This is a genomic window from Paraburkholderia sp. CHISQ3, assembly GCF_030464945.1.
Classification (GTDB): domain Bacteria; phylum Pseudomonadota; class Gammaproteobacteria; order Burkholderiales; family Burkholderiaceae; genus Paraburkholderia; species Paraburkholderia megapolitana.
Genome location: NZ_JALPRG010000001.1, coordinates 204,276 through 220,798, shown reverse-complemented (window position 1 = coordinate 220,798; position 16,523 = coordinate 204,276). Strand labels below are relative to the sequence as shown.

17 protein-coding genes are annotated in these 16,523 nt (G+C 60.5%); 10 read left to right on the top strand and 7 right to left on the bottom strand.

Annotation, left to right across the window (positions count from 1 at the left end; genetic code table 11):
- The first annotated feature begins 197 nt into the window (after positions 1-197).
- Positions 198-353, top strand: coding sequence for a DUF3309 family protein (locus tag M0D65_RS01030; protein WP_266250460.1), 156 nt, complete (start codon positions 198-200; stop codon positions 351-353).
- Positions 354-414: 61 nt separating this feature from the next.
- On the opposite strand, the gene M0D65_RS01025 is transcribed toward M0D65_RS01030, so the two are convergent.
- From M0D65_RS01025 to M0D65_RS01015, 3 genes are all read right to left on the bottom strand, one after another.
- A complete protein-coding gene (locus M0D65_RS01025; protein WP_266250459.1) occupies positions 415-1,914 on the bottom strand; it encodes an MFS transporter in 1,500 nt (499 codons plus the stop codon).
- A 276-nt stretch (positions 1,915-2,190) separates the two neighbouring features.
- On the bottom strand, positions 2,191-3,216 hold the full coding sequence (locus M0D65_RS01020) for an alpha/beta hydrolase (RefSeq protein WP_266250458.1): 1,026 nt from the start codon (positions 3,214-3,216) through the stop codon (positions 2,191-2,193).
- Between the two features lie 28 nt (positions 3,217-3,244).
- Positions 3,245-4,165, bottom strand: a complete 921-nt coding sequence (locus tag M0D65_RS01015; protein WP_266250456.1) for a DMT family transporter — start codon at positions 4,163-4,165, stop codon at positions 3,245-3,247.
- A 243-nt stretch (positions 4,166-4,408) separates the two neighbouring features.
- On the opposite strand from M0D65_RS01015, the gene M0D65_RS01010 reads away from it, so the two are divergent.
- Positions 4,409-5,335, top strand: a complete 927-nt coding sequence (locus tag M0D65_RS01010; RefSeq protein ID WP_266250455.1) for a LysR family transcriptional regulator — start codon at positions 4,409-4,411, stop codon at positions 5,333-5,335.
- Positions 5,336-5,530: 195 nt separating this feature from the next.
- Here M0D65_RS01010 and M0D65_RS01005 read toward each other — a convergent pair whose 3' ends face one another.
- Together M0D65_RS01005 and M0D65_RS01000 are read right to left on the bottom strand one after the other, a co-directional pair.
- Positions 5,531-5,947 carry a DUF1801 domain-containing protein gene (locus M0D65_RS01005; RefSeq protein ID WP_266250453.1) on the bottom strand — a complete coding sequence of 139 codons (417 nt, stop codon included), beginning with the start codon at positions 5,945-5,947 and terminating at the stop codon, positions 5,531-5,533.
- A 19-nt stretch (positions 5,948-5,966) separates the two neighbouring features.
- Positions 5,967-6,686, bottom strand: a complete 720-nt coding sequence (locus M0D65_RS01000; RefSeq protein ID WP_266250451.1) for an ABC transporter substrate-binding protein — start codon at positions 6,684-6,686, stop codon at positions 5,967-5,969.
- Between the two features lie 349 nt (positions 6,687-7,035).
- Between M0D65_RS01000 and M0D65_RS00995 the strand changes: the two genes are divergently transcribed.
- Positions 7,036-7,764 (top strand): hypothetical protein, encoded by a 729-nt coding sequence (locus M0D65_RS00995; RefSeq protein WP_266250449.1) that lies wholly within the window; start codon positions 7,036-7,038, stop codon positions 7,762-7,764.
- Positions 7,765-7,770: 6 nt separating this feature from the next.
- On the opposite strand, the gene M0D65_RS00990 is transcribed toward M0D65_RS00995, so the two are convergent.
- The gene (locus M0D65_RS00990; protein WP_266250447.1) at positions 7,771-8,982 is read right to left on the bottom strand and encodes a LacI family DNA-binding transcriptional regulator; all 1,212 of its coding nucleotides are present in this window, start codon (positions 8,980-8,982) and stop codon (positions 7,771-7,773) included.
- A 125-nt stretch (positions 8,983-9,107) separates the two neighbouring features.
- On the opposite strand from M0D65_RS00990, the gene M0D65_RS00985 reads away from it, so the two are divergent.
- The 7 genes from M0D65_RS00985 (at position 9,108) to M0D65_RS00955 (ending at position 15,945) form a co-directional block, all read left to right on the top strand.
- The gene (locus tag M0D65_RS00985) at positions 9,108-10,109 is read left to right on the top strand and encodes a substrate-binding domain-containing protein (RefSeq protein WP_266250445.1); all 1,002 of its coding nucleotides are present in this window, start codon (positions 9,108-9,110) and stop codon (positions 10,107-10,109) included.
- 26 nt (positions 10,110-10,135) lie between these two features.
- Complete coding sequence (locus M0D65_RS00980; RefSeq protein WP_266250443.1) at positions 10,136-11,713, top strand: sugar ABC transporter ATP-binding protein; 1,578 nt, start codon at positions 10,136-10,138, stop codon at positions 11,711-11,713.
- Entirely contained in the window at positions 11,706-12,719 is a 1,014-nt protein-coding gene (locus M0D65_RS00975) for an ABC transporter permease (RefSeq protein ID WP_266250441.1), read from the top strand. The genes M0D65_RS00980 and M0D65_RS00975 overlap by 8 nt, the downstream gene beginning before the upstream one ends.
- Entirely contained in the window at positions 12,716-13,747 is a 1,032-nt protein-coding gene (locus M0D65_RS00970) for an ABC transporter permease (protein WP_266250439.1), read from the top strand. Before M0D65_RS00975 ends, M0D65_RS00970 begins: the two co-directional genes overlap by 4 nt.
- Entirely contained in the window at positions 13,744-14,619 is an 876-nt protein-coding gene (locus M0D65_RS00965; protein ID WP_266250437.1) for a sugar phosphate isomerase/epimerase, read from the top strand. The genes M0D65_RS00970 and M0D65_RS00965 overlap by 4 nt, the downstream gene beginning before the upstream one ends.
- Before the next feature lie 41 nt (positions 14,620-14,660).
- A complete protein-coding gene (locus M0D65_RS00960) occupies positions 14,661-15,278 on the top strand; it encodes a nucleoside/nucleotide kinase family protein (protein ID WP_266250435.1) in 618 nt (205 codons plus the stop codon).
- Positions 15,279-15,348: 70 nt separating this feature from the next.
- Positions 15,349-15,945, top strand: a complete 597-nt coding sequence (locus M0D65_RS00955) for a hypothetical protein (protein ID WP_266250433.1) — start codon at positions 15,349-15,351, stop codon at positions 15,943-15,945.
- 22 nt (positions 15,946-15,967) lie between these two features.
- Here M0D65_RS00955 and M0D65_RS00950 read toward each other — a convergent pair whose 3' ends face one another.
- A complete protein-coding gene (locus tag M0D65_RS00950) occupies positions 15,968-16,369 on the bottom strand; it encodes a GFA family protein (RefSeq protein WP_266250431.1) in 402 nt (133 codons plus the stop codon).
- Between the last annotated feature and the right edge of the window lie 154 nt (positions 16,370-16,523).

Below are 16,523 nucleotides of genomic sequence, written 5' to 3'. Positions count from 1 at the left end.
GATCCGGGTTCGCGCGTCGGTTCTCACGCCGATTGTGCCTGAGTCTTCTGGTGGCTTACCAGTAGGCCGGCGGATCGATACGGAGTGTTCCCTGCGTTGAGTTTTGCGCGTAGGCCGGGCACGGGGCACGAGGATTGCTGATGACCGGGGAGAGCGGCGATGGGTTGCTCGAACAACGAACCGGAAGGAGGCACGTCATGTTGGGAACAATCTTGATTGTCGTATTGATACTGGTATTGATCGGTGCATTCCCGACCTGGCCGCACAGTCGTTCCTGGGGCTATGCGCCTAGCGGCACCTTAGGCGTGGTGCTGATCGTCCTGATTGTGTTGCTGCTGTTGGGGCGGATATAAGCAGACCTGGCGCGCCGCTGGGAGGTGTGATTGCGGATCTCGACGAGAGACGAGACCGCGGTCAACCGGCGGCGCGTCGTTGCGCCAGTTGATCGAGGATGCGTGCATGCGCGGACCGATCGAGCCGGTACAGCAGCATGAGCAGCACGCCGGCGATGGAAAGGAGCGCGGCGCCGGGGCCGTAGGCTAATCCGAGTACCGCGACTGTCTCCGGGCGCAACGCGACCTCGACACTCGCTTGAGCACCCGCCTGCGCCGCAGCGCCACTCGGCAATCCGCTGAACTCCAGCACCAGACCTGCTATCAACGCACCGCCACCAGTCGCGACTTTGCTGGCGAACGACCAGCCCGCAAAGTAGAGTCCTTCGCGACGGTGACCGAACAGGTACTCGTGTTCGTCGGCGGCGTCGGCGAGCATCGACGAAGCGGCAATCGCCGCAGCCGTCAGAGCGAGTCCACCGATCGCGGCATTCGCGACGAGCAGCAGCACGAGCGGCGGGCCCTCCAGCGCAAGCAACCCGACGAGTCGCAGCGTGGCAGGTAACGTCTGCGTGGCGATCAGGACGCACACACTGAGCAGCAGCATCCGTTTCTTGTCGAAGCGCGCCGCGACGAGGCCGATCAGTGGCGCACCGATCAGCAGCCCGCAAAAATACGCGACCGTGACGAGCTTGATGCTATCGGCATGAAGTCGCCAGAAATAGGTATTCGCATGCAGGCCGAGCGACATCGCGACGCCCTGCGCCGCAAAGAACAGCACCGACGCACCGAACAGGATGCGAAACGACCGGTTGCGGAAAATCTCGGCGACGCCTGCGAGCAATGCACGCAGCCAGTCCGAACGATCTTCGGTAACGACATGTGCACGATGCCGCAGCTTGAAGCTGCCCCATATCGCGACTAGCGCACCGAGCGTTGCCACGGTGGCGCACGTCAAGGCGAATGGCGAATACGCGTCACGATGCGAAAGGCCACCCGCACCCTTGAAGAAGAAACCGAAACCGATCAGCACGGCGGCGAGTGCACCGACCATGCCGAGACCCCAGCGCCACGCGGCGACCTTCGAGCGTTCCGCGTAGTCGTCGGTCAGTTCCGCGCCGAGCGCGAGGTACGGCAGATTGAACAGCGACACTGACAGCCGCAGCATCACCGACAACAGAAGCAGCATCACGAACAGCGTCGTGGCAGATACGCCGGCGGGCAGCGAGAAAATCAGCACGAACGCAATCATTGCCAGCGGCAGACCGAGCAACATGAACGGCAGGCGCCTGCCGAGCCGGGAGCGCCATCGGTCGGAAACGGAACCGATCAGCGGGTCGAGCACCGCATCGACGACCAATCCTGCCGATAATGCGAGTCCCGCGGAGCCGCCAGCCACGCCGCATACGCTAGTGAAGTAGAACAGCCCGAACACGGTCAAACCGTTGTTGGTCACCGTGTCGACAAACGAGCCTGCGCCATACGCAATTTTATGGGCGAGCGGCAGCGGAGCGTGCCGTGCCGCGGTGGAATCGAGCGTGGCGTCGACGGGGACGTTCTGGGTGGTCTCGGTGGTGCTCATGAGAAATGTCGACCCTTCACTCGATACGCAGGCGCGATGGCCCGCAGTGGCACGCAGATGGGGCGAATGTCTGTAGCAGTCGGCACGATCGGGTTAGATGCAGTGGATAGAGTCGTTTGGACGGGAGTGCTCTTCGTGACGGAATGAGACTGTCAGGCAGATCTTTTACAGTACGTTCGTGGCAAACGACACATACCTTGGCGATGATACGGATAAACCGTGAAGCGACGGAGGTTTCTCGTTTGCACTGCGCCCGCCGCTTCTTCTTTGACGCCATCACAGAGCTTTGGTCTTTAGCCAGGAACGAATAGCCTGAATGTGCTCTGCCTTGCACTCAAGGGGCAGCCAATGCCCGGCGGGCAAATCGATCACGGAGAGGTCTGTGCTGGCGGTCCGCATGGGTTCGCCCTGACGATTGCCGACGATGGTACAGATCTGGTCGAAATGACCATTGACGAAGAGCACCGGCTGCGACAGACGGCCGCCATCGGCTGCTTTGCGAGCATAGGCAATATTGGTGTCATCATTCAAGTACCACGCGCATGCGGGACGGAAGCCGTGTGCGTTGAACCGTTCGACGAGCACATCGAAGTCCGCTGGCGGCCAGATGTCCGGGTCAGGTCGAGTCGGCGGGGCACGATGCGCTGCGCCGAAGCGTCCCCCCTTTCTCGTGACTTCCGCGTTGGGCGATATCTTGCCAACGCCGTCTGGTTTTCCCTTTTGAAAAATAGAAGCCAACGATGCGACCCGGTCTGCATCGAGGTCGGCGACCGCGGCTTCGAAGTGGTTCATGTAATAGCGGTAATAGTCCCATTGACCATCCGGATACTGCTCAGTGGGATAGATCGCGCGGTCGATCAGAGGCACAACGGTGCTTAGGGCATGTCCTTCGGGTTGATAGGCGAGCGAAGTCAATACGATGCCGCGGCTACGTCGAGGCTCATGAGCGGCTAGCTCGGCGGCGACCACGCTGCCCCAATCGTGACCGACCCAGACAGCGGGCTCGCCGCCAAGGTGGTCGTGGAGCGCCACCATGTCTGCCACGATTGCCTCTATGGTGTAGGCAGTGTTTACCAAAGGAACTGACGAGCCACCATAGCCGCGCAAATCGGGCGCGATGCAGTGCCATCCATCGGCGGCGAAAGCGTCCAGCTGCGCCCGCCACATCAAGCCGATACTCGGCCAGCCGTGAAGAAAAATCATCAGCGGTCCGCTAGCCGGCCCGCACTCGAGGAAGTGCGTCGTTTGATCACTCATGCTGAACGTACGCGAAACTAGCGTGGTTCGATTCGAGTTCGTCATGGTTGAATCCTCCGGTTTAGTCGCTGCATTACACGCGCTTCGTGCCACCAATCATTAGCGCGACGCCGATCAAGGCTATCGCGCCCGAAACCAGCTTCACCAGGGTCAAAGGCTCGTGTAGCAGGACCGTCGAGAGACCCAGCGCGACCACGGGTGCGGCGTAGTTGAAGGTGTTTGCAAGGGTTGATGAAACTTCTGCATTGAGCTTGAGGAACACGGCGTAGCCAATGAGCGTGCTGGCTACGACGAGAAACGCAATCGCGGCCCACGCGGACGCTGGAACATTCGCGAGGTGAGTTGTAGCTGCGATGCCCGACACCGTGACGATTCCGCTGAGGACCACGCTGGCCGACACGAGTTGTACTGTGAGACTGAGCACGGGGTCGCGAGGCAAAGCCACGTGAGAGGCCAGCAGTGAACCTGCTGCCCATGCCGCACATGCTGTCAGTGCAAGCGCTGCGCCCATTGGGCGGAAGTCGCTGCCGGTTGCGGATGTCCAGCCCATCAGTGCGAGGCCGACAATACCGACGGCGACTCCGGCTACCTGGCGAGCCGCCAGGGGCCGATGAAAAACGGCCCATGCGAAGAGCGCCAGAAAGAGCGGTGAAGATGAGCCGAAGATCGCAGCCACGCCGGCCGGCAGAAAATGGGTTCCCCAGACGGCGAGCGCCTGACTTGCAACCAGCATCGTGATGCCGATGAGTGCGGCACCCGCCACCTCGCGTGCTGACGCAGGCACGCGCCGCCAGCGCGTAATTCCGAACGGAAGCATGATGAGCGCCGCGAACGAGAAGCGAAGCGTTGCCACCATCAAGGGATGCATGGCGTTCCCGGCGACCTTGAACGCGAGGAAGTTCGCGCCGTTGTAGAACCACTGATAGCCGACAGCGAGGGCGACCAACCCGCGATGCGTGCGCCAGTCCATCGGTGTCGTGGTCGCGAGACTCATTTCCTGCCCGCCGGCAGAGCGAAACGATGTTCGATTGTGGCGTTCGGTCGATGGGACGCGTCGCCGTGAAGGAGGGGCGTGCGATACGCGTGGACCGGGTTCATGGTTCGTCTCTTGATGCGGAGTAGATTCGATACTAGCGATCCGACAGTTATCCGGATAATGCTGAAGCGGAATACGCGTTATCCAATTTTCGGGTAATAAGGATCGAGGTTGGTCGACTCAGGACTTAGGGAGGCGGCAGTGGAATCGCAGTTCATCGAGTACTTCCTGCGTGTTGCGGAACTTGGCAGCATCAACAAGGCCGCAGCGGACTTACGACTGTCGCAGCCGGCGTTGTCGCGCCACATCGGGCAGCTTGAGCATCAGCTGCGTGCGACCCTCTTCACGCGCACCAAGGGCGGTGTCCGGCTAACCGAGGCCGGTGAATTACTGCAGGAACGCGCGCGACCGATTATTCGGCAACTGTCGTCCCTGGTTGAACAGGTGGGTGACCGCGCGGCCGGACAGCTCTCTCTAGGCGTTGCGCCGTCCTGGCGACATCTCTTCACAACGAAATTTATCCAGCGACTTGTCGCCCAATACCCGGGCGTACGATTGCGCATCCACGAGGGTGTAAGCCATGAGTTGCGTGAAGCCATGCATGCCGGAATGCTCGACCTTGCGATAGTCCCGTTTGAAGGTTCACCACCGCAGGGCTATGTTCATAAGCCACTGGTACGGGAGCCACTCATTCTTGTTGGAGCGAAAGACAGCGGCTTACGGCCAGACAAGCCCGTGCCGCTATCGCGACTCGACAATCGCAAACTCGCTCTTGCCAGCAGGCAGAACGTCATCAGAACAACCATTGAGAATTCGATGGCTCGTCGCAATCTCCAGTTCAACTTGCTGTTCGAACTGGACGCGATGCATCTGTCGATGGAGCTGGCGAGTCAAGGTATCGCGGACACGGTGTCGCCGTGCTGTGCAGTCAGTGGCAATGCATACTGGGAAGATTCGATTTCGTGGAGCCCCATTCGAGGCCTCCACATGACGTGGGCGCTCTGCGAAAATTCTGCGCGCTCACACTCGCCAGCGGTTAGTGAGGGTCGGCGGCTCGTGCTCGATGTGGTCGACGAAATTATCCAGAGCAACAGCTGGTTTGACGCCGAGCGGCTTAAGAAATTGTAGAGATGGTCAATCTCAATGGCCTGCGTGCCGCGTCCACCGCCAGATGCAGCCTGGTGCTCACTCCACCTCGGGGAAGCCTGGGCGCTGTTGTATATGTCATCACTCGACAGCGTTCGAATCATCCGGTCCAGCTCGCGCAAAACACAAGGTGTAAACGCATTCCAGAAAATGTACACCGCACCTCGTGCACATACCTCACTTCGCACGCTTAGGTTTCGCCTTTGCACCGGATGCATTGAGCGCGACCGCAGCAAGAATGAGCGCCTTGAACGCCTTCGCGTCGATCTCTTCTCCTTCATGGATATCGATCGCTCGTCTCGTGTTCCCATCGAGACTCGAGTTGAAGAGCCCGGCCGGGTCCTTCAACGAAGCGCCCTTGGCGAAGGTCAATTTGACGACCGCCTTGTAGGACTCACCGGTGCAGATGATTCCGTCGTGCGACCAGACCGGCGTGCCGCGCCATTTCCATTCTTCGACGACATCCGGGACCGCGTCTTTGATGAGCTCGCGCATCCGGCTCAAGGTCGCTCCACGCCAGTCGCCGAGCTCGACGATTTTCTGGTCGATCAGCTCAGATGCAGGTTGACTCCCGGTTGAATCCGGCTGTGTCATGTCTCCTCCTTGAAGCGTGTCAGTCGTCGCCTTTTGCCACGATTGCGCCTGCAATCCGATTACGCGCCAGCGACGCCGCGACAAACCCCGATGCTTTCATCTCTTCGACAAACCCGGACAGATACGCGGCCGCTTCTTCGCCTCTTGCCTTAGGCACGCCCATCGCCTGGCGAATCACCATGAACCGTTGATCGAGTATGCGTAACCCACCGGTCTTTGCGGCATCGCTTTCCAGCTGTTGCTTGACCCCTGCGGCCACGTCGAGATGCTGATCGAGAAATCCCTGCACCACAGCGGGCGAGAGCGGTATTCGCACGATCTTCGCGTGATGCAATTCGCGCGTGAGGAACAGATCGTACGCGCTGTCCGTGCCAACCGCGACCGTTATGCCTGGTTGATCGACCTGATCGTTGGTCGTAATCGGCGACGTGTCACGTACCAGATAAAAACCTTCGATCAACACGTACGGCTTCGTGAAACTGATTTCCTGGCCGCGCTTCGGATCGACGGCGAAGAAGCCGACGTCGGCGTTGCCTTGATTGACGTTATCGACGGACGCGCCCGCCGACTTGACCACGACGAGTTGCAGCGGCACACCGAGGCGGCTGGCGAGTTCGGTGGCAAGATCAACCGATACGCCAACCGCTTTGCCGGTTGCCGGGTCGAGACTGGCCAGTACCGGATTCCCGAGATTGATCGACGCGCGTAGCGTGCCGTGTGGCGCAAATACTTTCGTCATGGATTCACCTGCGTGCTGTGTGGTTTGTGCGAATGCGGAACTGGGCAGGGTGGTACCGACTGTCAGCGAGACGGACAGCATCGCCACGAGAGTCACCCAGCGTTTCATTGTAGAAAGCTTTGTCATCTTCGTATGCCCTCTATTTGGCGGACCCGCATGGCCTTCGGCAGGCGCCAGCCGGATCGATTGCCGTATCTTCCTTGAAAAGCGTCGCGCGTGACGACAAAGTGTCGTTGCCCGTTTCACGGGAATATCCGGCAACGAACCCGTGTCTCCTCAGGGCATGTCGTACCATACGCCGCTCCAGAGTCGGTATTCTCCCCACACGCACCGCCAGGAGGAAACGCAAGTGCAACTGATACTGCGCCGTTTGCAGCTCACCTCCGGTGTGGTGATGCTGGTCTATGTGTTTCTCCATCTGGTCAACCACGCGCTCGGCATCTGGTCGCTCGAACTTGCCGGGCAGGGTCTCACGCTTGCCATACGACTCTGGCACAGCGTGCCCGGAACGATCCTGCTGTACGGCTCAGCTGCTCTGCATTTTTCACTGGCTATGCATACGCTGTACGGGCGTCGCCACTGGACACTGCCGCTCACCGACTGGATCCGTCTTTGGGCCGGCCTCAGTCTTCCGCTTCTGCTCATTGGCCATGCGGTGTCGACGCGTCTTGCTGCCTCGCTCTATGGCTTCGAACCGAACTATGAACGGATCGTGATATCGCTGATTACGGGCGGCACGCAAGGCTTGCAACTTGCGCTGCTCGCCCCGGGCTGGGTGCATGGTTGCCTCGGACTGTGGCTGCGCTTTCGACACCACGAGACGGTGCGTCGCGCGAAGCCGATACTGCTTGCTGTACTGATTCTTCTGCCGCTATTGTCGGCAGTCGGGTTCATTCAGATGACTCGCGCGGTCGAAGCAGCGCATGTCATCCTTCCGCGGCCCGATGCGGTACTGGTCGAGCATCGACTCTCTCTCGATGCCTGGCGTCACAATCTTCTTGTACTCTACGTGTCGCTGATCATCGGTGCTGTTCTGGCCGGCCACTTGCGTAACTGGATCGAGCGTCGAGCAGCGTAGCCGCATTCAAAGACCCGATACGCCAACCTTCCCGACACTCTCCGGCTCGACCATCCGGTCGTCCTCACCCGACATCGGCCCAAAACCCGTCGGCACGACGACGAGAGGGTGCGCGGTCGCGTCATGCCTGTCGTCGTGCTTGTCGGCCAGCGCAAATGCCTCGGAAATGATCTTCTGCACGTCCTGACGCATCATGGTCACCTCAAACGGCAGATGCGCAGCAAAAGGATCCCAGTCGAAGCAGCCGACCACCGTCGATTGCCACGCATCACGCGACAGACTCGACGCGAACTGCACCAACCCTTCAAACGCGGTAATCGAATTCATCAGCAAGCCGGCGGGAAGCCGGCCCAGGCTCTCATACCGACGAGCGAGCGCAAGCCTCGCCGACGACGCGGCATAACCGAAGCATTCCACCGCATCGGCGGCTGGGCTGATGCCGCGCGCTTCGAACGCATCGCGATAGCCGGCGATACGCATATCCGTCGCGTACTCGTCGGTCACGCCGCCAAGAAAGAGCAGTTCGTCTGGCGCGTTGCCGCGCGCCTTCATCTTGTCCATCAACACGTCAGCCAGCGCACGGGCGCCGCCGCGATTGTCGGACACCACCGAAGGCGCACCCTCGCCAGGCAGATCGACGTTGATGCAGGGAATCCCCGCTGCCGAGCAGAGCGCATCGAGCGGCGTCGGATTTCGCACACCGGCGATAAACAGCAACTCCACCTGCTGCGAAATCAGCGTCTCGGTCACGCTCGCTTCCACAGCAGGATCGCGCTGAGTACTGACCACGATCGGGCACAACCCGCGGTTGCGCGCATGGTCTTCGAAAGTCTCGGCAAGCCCCGCAAAAAAACGATTGCGATAGTGCGGAAGAATCATGCCGGCCAGTCCGGAACGCGAGAGTCGCAACCCGCGCGCTTTCATGTTCACGTTGTAGCCGAGCTGCGCCGCGCTCGCGAGGATGCGCTGCGCAGTTTCCTCCTTGATGCGATAGCGCGCCCAGGTGCCGTTCAGCACCATGCTCACCGCGGATATCGAAGAACCCGTCGCCTTCGCGATGTCGTAGATCGTGGACTTGCGGTTCGTGGGGTTGCGGGCCATCGGCGGTTCACTCCAAAGATCGATCTCGTTCTTGTCCGGCAGACGGTAGCGCTTCTGCCGGATCAATCCATTTCGGGTATTCACCTGGTTGACGTACTTGCTGAATGGATACAGCATGCACTTCAGCCGATTGCTGAATGGATTCAGCAAGTTTACAGCAACGAGCTGACGGTACGTTTTCATAACCCCTACTTGGACGGCCGGCGAGCGTAGCGCGTGGTCCGTGGTCCAGCGGAGGAGACATGTCAAAGAATCTCGTGCGCATTCTGTGCGCAGGCGTCGTTGCATTTGCGACATTTGCGTTAAGCACCGGCGTGGCAAGCGCTTCGCCCGATCACCCGGTCATCGGCATCGTCGTCAAGATCGGCGGAATTCCATGGTTCAACGCGATGGAAGCGGGGATCAAGAAGCGCGCCGATCAGCTCGGCGTCAAGGCGTTCATGGTCGGGCCGACCAGTGCGGACCCGGCGTTGCAGGTGCGGGCCATTCAGGATCTGATCGCGCAACACGTCGACGTGATCGGTGTCGTGCCTAACGATGCGCAAGTGCTGGAGCCGGTCTTGCAACGTGCCCGTGCAGCCGGCATCAAGGTCATCACACACGAGTCTCCGAAGCAGCAGAACACCGACTGGGATTTCGAACTTGCGTCGGTGAAGGGCTTTGGTGAAGCGTATGGCAAGCGCCTTGCCGCTGCGTTGGGAGGCAAGGGCGAGTACGCAGTCTTCGTTGGCTCGCTGACGGTGCCGTTGCACAACGCATGGGCCGATGCCGCTATTGCGTACCTCAAGGCTAACTATCCCGACATGAAACCGGTCGGCGACCGCTATGGCGTGGCAGAAGATGTCGACGCATCGCGCAAGACCGCACTCGATCTGATGCGCGCCCATCCCGACCTGAAGGGCATTCTTGCCTTCGGCAGCCAGGGTCCGATTGGCGCGGCTCGCGCAGTGGCAGAAAACCACCAGCAAGGAAAGATCGTTGTGCTTGGGCCGTTCTCGCCGGGGCAGGGCAAGCGTCTCGTACACGATGGGGTGTTGACCGGTGGCTTTATGTGGAACCCCGAGCTGGCAGGTGAAGTGTTCGTGACGTTGGGCGTGATGGTGGCGAAGGGGCAACCGATCAAGGACGGCATGACGATCCCCGGTCTCGGCGTCGTCCATCCCGATGGTCATAACCTGATCGTCGACCAACTGGTGGAACTCAACGCGAACACCATCGACGCGCTCGCCAAGTCGGGCCTTTGATCGGGTCGCCCGAGCGGAATCAATCGATGAATTCAATAGCTTCCACGGCACCTCGCTCGTCTGAGCGAGGTCATGCGAGCGACGTACCGGCGGTGGTCGACACTGCCCCTGCTGAAGGCACCGCGTTGCTCAAGCTCGAGAACATTTCGAAGCTATTCGGCGGCGTGAAAGCGTTGCAGGACGTGAAGTTCGACGTGATGCCCGGCGAGGTGCTGTGCCTTGCCGGAGAAAACGGTTGTGGCAAGAGCACGCTGATCAAGGTGATCAGCGGCGTCTATCAACCCGAGCCCGATGCGGTGATGCTGATGGACGGCCAATCGATCGAAGGACTGGATCCGGCGAAAGCACGGGAACTCGGCATTCAGGTGATCTGGCAGGACCTCGCGTTATTTCCCGAGATGACGGTTGCCGAGAATATCGCCTTCGAACAGAACCTCGGTCCGCGTCCGCGCCTCGTTAACTACAGCCGGATGAAGATTGCGGCGCACCGCATCCTCGAGCGGCTAGGTGTCGATATAGCGCTCAACCGGTCGGTGCGCTCGTTGTCGATTGCCCAGCGCCAGGTCGTGGCGATCGCCCGCGCACTCGTTGCCGACGCGCGACTGGTCTTCATGGACGAGCCGACCGCATCGCTGAGTCACGCCGAAACTGAAGCGCTGCTCAAGATCGTCCGGCGTCTGTCCGCCGATGGCATCGCTGTCGTGTTCGTCAGTCACCGGCTCGCGGAAGTGCTCGATGTCTGTACGCGTGTGACGGTGCTGCGCAACGGCCGTTACGTCGGCACGTTCCCGACCGCGGGTATGACACAAACGCGGCTGACGGAACTCATGACCGGCCGCACCTTCGACTACGCGGTACGCACGACGGATCTGTCGGCGGCACCGGTCGTATTGCGGGTCGACAATCTGTCGCGGCGCGGCGAATACGATGCGGTGTCGCTCGATGTGAAGCGAGGCGAGATCGTCGGCGTGACGGGCCGCCTCGGCGCAGGGCGCACCGAACTCGCGATGTCGCTGTTCGGCATGACGCGGCCTGATGCGGGCACGATCGCTCTCGACGGGAAGCCGCTAGCGCTGCGCTCTAATCGCGACGCGATTCAGGCGGGCATCGCTTACGTTTCCGAGGATCGTTTGCAGCTCGGCCTGGTGCAACAGCAATCGATTGGCGACAACACCGTGGCTGCGGTACTGGACGACCTGCTCGATGCCACGCATCTGATCGCACCGCGCAAACGTGACGATCTGATTCGCGGCTGGATAGAGCGGCTGGCGATCAAGATCGGCAAACCGGACGACGCCGTGTCGACACTATCCGGCGGCAACCAGCAGCGCGTCGTGCTTGCCAAGTGGCTCGCGACCAACCCGAAGCTGTTGATCCTCGACTCGCCGACAGTCGGTGTGGACGTGGGCGCGCGGGCCGGCATCTTCGCGATCATTCACAAACTTGCGGAACAGGGCATGGCCATCCTGCTGATCTCCGACGAGATCCCCGAAGTCTATTTCAACGCCGACCGTGTGCTGCATATGCGCAATGGCCAGATCGTCGCGCACTACGCGCCGGGCGCTACGACCATCGATCAGATCGAGCGAGACGTCCATGCCTGATTTGCGCAAATGGGGGATCGGCTCAACCGAGGCTCTGCTGATTCTCGTCATCGCCGTCATGTCGATCGGACTCGGCGTTTCGACGACGACCTTCCTTACGCTGCCCAACCTGTTCGATCTGCTCAACCAGAGTGCGGTCAACCTGATCTTCGCTGTTGGGCTGCTGGTGGTGTTGATCGCCGGTGGGATCGATATTTCGTTTGCGGTGGGTGCGTCTGTGGTTCAGTACCTCACGGCGTTGACCGTTATGCATCTCGGCGGCGGCAACTGGGCGATTGGTTTTGTGGCGGCCGCCGGCTTCGGCTTTCTGCTGGGCGCGATCAACGCTACCTTCATCTATCGCTTTCGTATCGTCTCGATCGTGGTGACGATTGCCACCTTCAATGTGTTTTTCGGCGGTCTGATGTTCGTCACCGGCGGCGTGTCGATCTACGATCTGCCCGACTGGTGGATGAACCGCGTGTCGCTCGTGCAGGTGAAGACCGCCAGCGGTGTGGCGGACCTTGCGCTTCCTGTCGCAGTGATGGCCGTCATGGTCGCGGCCACGTGGTTCCTGCTTCGACGCACGACCACGGGGCGGCAACTCTACGCGATGGGCGACAACCCCGAAGCTGCGCGCCGTGTCGGGATCAACCTCGGCACGATGCACTACGTGGCCTTCGGCTGGCTCGGCATGATGGCCGGTGTGGCTGGGTTGATGCAGGCTCACTATGTGCAGGAAGTCGTGCCTAACGCGTTGTACGGACGTGAGCTCGAGGTGCTTGCAGCGGTGGTGCTCGGCGGTGCCCGACTGGGGGGCGGGCGAGGCACGATCCTCGGCGCGATTCTTGGCATTCTGCTCACCGCGATCACCGCGAACGGGCTGAACCTTCTTGGCATCTCGCCTTACGCGTTCAAGATGATCATCGGCGCCATCATCCTGATTGCGATCACCTTGTCGAGCGACGGTTTTGCGAAGCTCGCGGGATCGCGGTTCATGTCGTCGCGAGCAAAGGCATCGTCATGAGTACCTCTTCGTCGCGACGCTCCTTCGTGCCGCACGTGCCTGCGGATGTCGTCGGTTTGCTCGGCTTTCTCGTCTTCGTCGTGGTGGCGATGAGTCTTGCCTCGCCGCGCTTTTTCTCTATCGATACCTTCACCTCGGTGGCTTTTCAACTACCGGAGCTGGGGCTATTCACGCTGGCGATGTTGATGCCGCTGGTTTCCGGCGGTTTCAATTTAGCGGTGACCTTTACCGCCAACATCGCCGGTCTGGCGATGGCGTGGGTGCTGCACTCGCATGGCGGAGTGAATGCGGGCGCGGGCGCCATCGTGCTCGGCATCGCCGCTGCGCTTGCAACCGGTGCGGCTTCAGGATGGATGATGGGCGCGATCATCGCGCGGACCGGCGCAAGTCCGATTCTCGTTTCGCTATCGATGATGATCTTCCTGCGCGGCCTCGGTGAATTTCTCACGCACGGTGGCGACATTTCGGGTTTTCCGCCGTTCGTGCTGTCGCTGGGCAACGGGTTGGTGCTCGGCGTCCCGGTGCCGCTATGGATCTTCGCCGGTTGCGCAGCGCTCTGGCACGTCGTCATGACACGCACACGCCTCGGCTTCGCTACGCGAATGATCGGCTCGAATCTTGAGGCCACGCGTTACTCGGGTATTGCGACAACGCGCGCGGTCACGCGCATCTACATGCTCTCGGGTTTGATGTGTGGCATCGCCGGCGTCGTGATGCTCGGCAGCTTCAACTCGGTGCGGGTCGGCCATGGTGAGGCGTTCCTGCTGATTTCCGTACTTGCGTGTTTTCTCGGGCGCGTGGACCCGTTCGGCGGCTTCGGGCGTGTCGTGCCGGTGGTGATTGCGCTGGTCATCCTGCAGGCGATCGCGTCCGGCCTCAATTTGCTTGGTGCCAGCCAGCATCTTGCTACGGCCCTATGGGGTGTGTTTTTGCTTGCCGTGATGCTCATCCGTTGGGCGTGGGCGCACGGTTCTATTCAATTCATGGTCCGCCGACGCGTGACCGCATCAGGAGGAAAGACTCAATGAATACGCTAGGCGTGCATGCATTGGTATGGTCCGGCGATCTGACGCCGGAGTCGACGCGCAAGGTGATCAGCCAGACTAAAGCCGCGGGGTTCGATCTCGTCGAACTGTCGTTACACGGGCCGAAGGTCATGGATCTCGCGCTCACGCGCGATCTGCTGCAGGAGTACGGTCTACAGCTTGGCTGCTCGCGCGGCCTGACCTTCGATGCCGACGTATCCAGCGACGATCCCGCTTCCGTCGCACGTGGGCTGGCGTTGCTCGAAGAAGGCATCGGCATTACCGCCGAACTCGGCGGCAACTACTTCGGCGGCATTCTGTACGGCGCGATGGGGAAGTATTCCGCGCCGCTTACCGCGCAAGGGCGACGCAATGCAGTCGATGCGTTAAAGCGCGTGGCGGACTTCGCGCACAAGAGAAACGTCACGCTCGGTCTCGAAGTGGTGAACCGTTACGAGAGCAATCTGCTGAACACTGCGTCGCAAGCGCTTGCGATGCTCGATGAAGTCGGTGCACCGAACGTCGTCGTGCATCTCGACACCTATCACATGAACATCGAGGAATCCGACTTCATGCAACCGGTTCTCGCGTGCGGAAAACGCCTTGGTTATGTCCATATCGGCGAGAGCAACCGGGGCTATCTGGGTTCGGGTACCATCGACTTTACGCAGTTTTTCCATGCGCTCGCGATGATCGACTACCAGGGCGTGATCACGTTCGAGAGTTTTTCGTCGAGCGTCGTGAACGAGCAGTTGTCCAACGCGCTGGCGATCTGGCGGAACCTGTGGGACGACGGCATGGATCTGGCCACGCATGCACGGGCATTTATCGCTGGCGGCGTGAATGCTGCGGCTAAAGCGAGGGCGCACCATTAGGACGATGCGCCGGTTTTTCAACACGACACCCCATTGTCTCGATGATCGAAGATCGTTTTATTGCAAGACTGGAACAGCTTATCGCCCACGGCAAGCGCCGTATTCTTGGGCTGGTTGGCGCACCGGGTGCCGGCAAATCGACGGTGGCGCAGGCCATTCTCGAAGCTTTTCCTGATCGCGCGGTCATAGTGCCGATGGATGGGTTTCATCTTGCGAACGTCGAACTTGAACGGCTTGGCCGCGCTGCTCGTAAAGGCGCGGAAGATACCTTCGACAGTGCGGGTTATGTTGCGCTGCTGGGTCGTCTGCGCGCCCAGCGCTCCGATGAAGTGATTTACGCGCCTACGTTTCGTCGTGAGATCGAAGAGCCGATCGCCGGAGCGATTCCCGTCATGCCGGATACGCCGCTCGTGATTACCGAAGGCAACTATCTGTTGCTCGATCGCGGCCACTGGAAAGATGTTCGGCCGCTGCTCGATGAAGCGTGGTATGTCGATGTCGATCCGGAGCTGCGCAGGCAGCGGCTCGTTGAGCGTCATATGCGGTTTGGTCGCGATGAAGTTGCGGCGAGAAACTGGGTTCAGCACACTGACGAGGTTAACGCGGTGCTGATCGAGTCGACGCGGGCGCGTGCGGATCTGGTTTTTCCGTTGGCTTAGTAGAGCACGGGTAGCGTAGCGTTGCATACGATCGCCCGGGTTTAATTCCTGACCTTCAGAGGTAGACACCATGAAGAACACTGCTACCGGTCAGGTCCCTGCCGTCGATCTACCGGAATGGGCCGCGAGCGCGTGCCGTGAATTGCAGGCGGTCGTCGCAGCAGTCGCGGTAGAGGACGTCGATGCATTGTGCGGTCTGCTCGCGCAAGCGGGCGTTATCGCGCTACATGGACTCGGCAGGGAAGGGCTCATGATGCGGGCGTTCAGCATGCGGCTTTTTCATCTGGGGCTGCGCGCGACGCCTGTTGGCGATATGGCGTTGCCTGCCGTAGGGGGCGGAGACCTCTTCATCGCGAGCGCCGGTCCTGGACACTTCGACACCGTCGCTGCTTTGATGCGGATCGCACAGACCGCAGGCGCGAAGACTGTACTGTTCACCGCGGAACCTGATGCACCGTTGCGGCATTGCGCGGACCTAACGATTCTTTTGCCTGCCCGGACTATGGCGCGTCCGGTGGCGCATACGTCGGGACCGCTGGCGCTTCTGATGGGTAGTGCCTACGAAGGTGGCCTGTTCCTGCTATGTGAGTACATCGTTGCGCAGCTTGCAGGCCGTCTTGATGTCGATGAGGCGTCCATGCGTGCGCGGCATACGAATCTGGAATGATGAGTTGAATCTCTAATGCGCATCACTGTTGTGGACGCCCTGGTAGCGGTGCGATGTTCTGAGCCCACGAAAGTGCTGAGTCACACCATCCTTGTTTGAGTGCCGGGATTTCCGCGCGCTGCGCCACTGCGCCGAGTCGCAGATTGTATTGAGTGGGATTCTCGGCGGCTGACGCGTAGATTGGCGTGCCGCATTCAACGCAAAACGCCTGAGCGCGTCTCGCCCCGGATGCCGCTGTCTTGATGTAGATCTTCGGGTGGCCGCGCAGGAGATGAAAGTCTGCGGCCAAGGCGGGCACGCTTGCGCGAAACGGTGCGCCCGATAATGTCTGGCAATCGGTGCAATGGCAAAGCCCTGCTTTTTGCGGATCGACGTTGGCCTCGTAGGCGATTGCGCCGCAGTGGCAGCTACCGGTGATTTTCATGTTCTCCTCCAGGCCGTAAGACGCTTATTCATTTTATAGGCCGTCGTGCGGGCCGCTCAAGCTCGATCGCCTACCAGGGCTCTCGCCGAAGATTTTTCCTCATTTAAGAAGTCAGGTTGGGCCAATAGCACCTTTCGATTCGGCGACGTTCTAG

Coding starts and splice junctions, on each gene's coding strand:
- M0D65_RS01030 (WP_266250460.1), top strand. CDS start 198: ATGTTGGGAACAATCTTGATTGTCGTATTGATACTGGTATTGATCGGT.
- M0D65_RS01025 (WP_266250459.1), bottom strand. CDS start 1,914: ATGAGCACCACCGAGACCACCCAGAACGTCCCCGTCGACGCCACGCTC.
- M0D65_RS01020 (WP_266250458.1), bottom strand. CDS start 3,216: ATGACGAACTCGAATCGAACCACGCTAGTTTCGCGTACGTTCAGCATG.
- M0D65_RS01015 (WP_266250456.1), bottom strand. CDS start 4,165: ATGAGTCTCGCGACCACGACACCGATGGACTGGCGCACGCATCGCGGG.
- M0D65_RS01005 (WP_266250453.1), bottom strand. CDS start 5,947: ATGACACAGCCGGATTCAACCGGGAGTCAACCTGCATCTGAGCTGATC.
- M0D65_RS01000 (WP_266250451.1), bottom strand. CDS start 6,686: ATGACGAAAGTATTTGCGCCACACGGCACGCTACGCGCGTCGATCAAT.
- M0D65_RS00990 (WP_266250447.1), bottom strand. CDS start 8,982: ATGCTGTATCCATTCAGCAAGTACGTCAACCAGGTGAATACCCGAAAT.
- M0D65_RS00985 (WP_266250445.1), top strand. CDS start 9,108: ATGTCAAAGAATCTCGTGCGCATTCTGTGCGCAGGCGTCGTTGCATTT.
- M0D65_RS00980 (WP_266250443.1), top strand. CDS start 10,136: ATGAATTCAATAGCTTCCACGGCACCTCGCTCGTCTGAGCGAGGTCAT.
- M0D65_RS00975 (WP_266250441.1), top strand. CDS start 11,706: ATGCCTGATTTGCGCAAATGGGGGATCGGCTCAACCGAGGCTCTGCTG.
- M0D65_RS00970 (WP_266250439.1), top strand. CDS start 12,716: ATGAGTACCTCTTCGTCGCGACGCTCCTTCGTGCCGCACGTGCCTGCG.
- M0D65_RS00965 (WP_266250437.1), top strand. CDS start 13,744: ATGAATACGCTAGGCGTGCATGCATTGGTATGGTCCGGCGATCTGACG.
- M0D65_RS00960 (WP_266250435.1), top strand. CDS start 14,661: ATGATCGAAGATCGTTTTATTGCAAGACTGGAACAGCTTATCGCCCAC.
- M0D65_RS00955 (WP_266250433.1), top strand. CDS start 15,349: ATGAAGAACACTGCTACCGGTCAGGTCCCTGCCGTCGATCTACCGGAA.
- M0D65_RS00950 (WP_266250431.1), bottom strand. CDS start 16,369: ATGAAAATCACCGGTAGCTGCCACTGCGGCGCAATCGCCTACGAGGCC.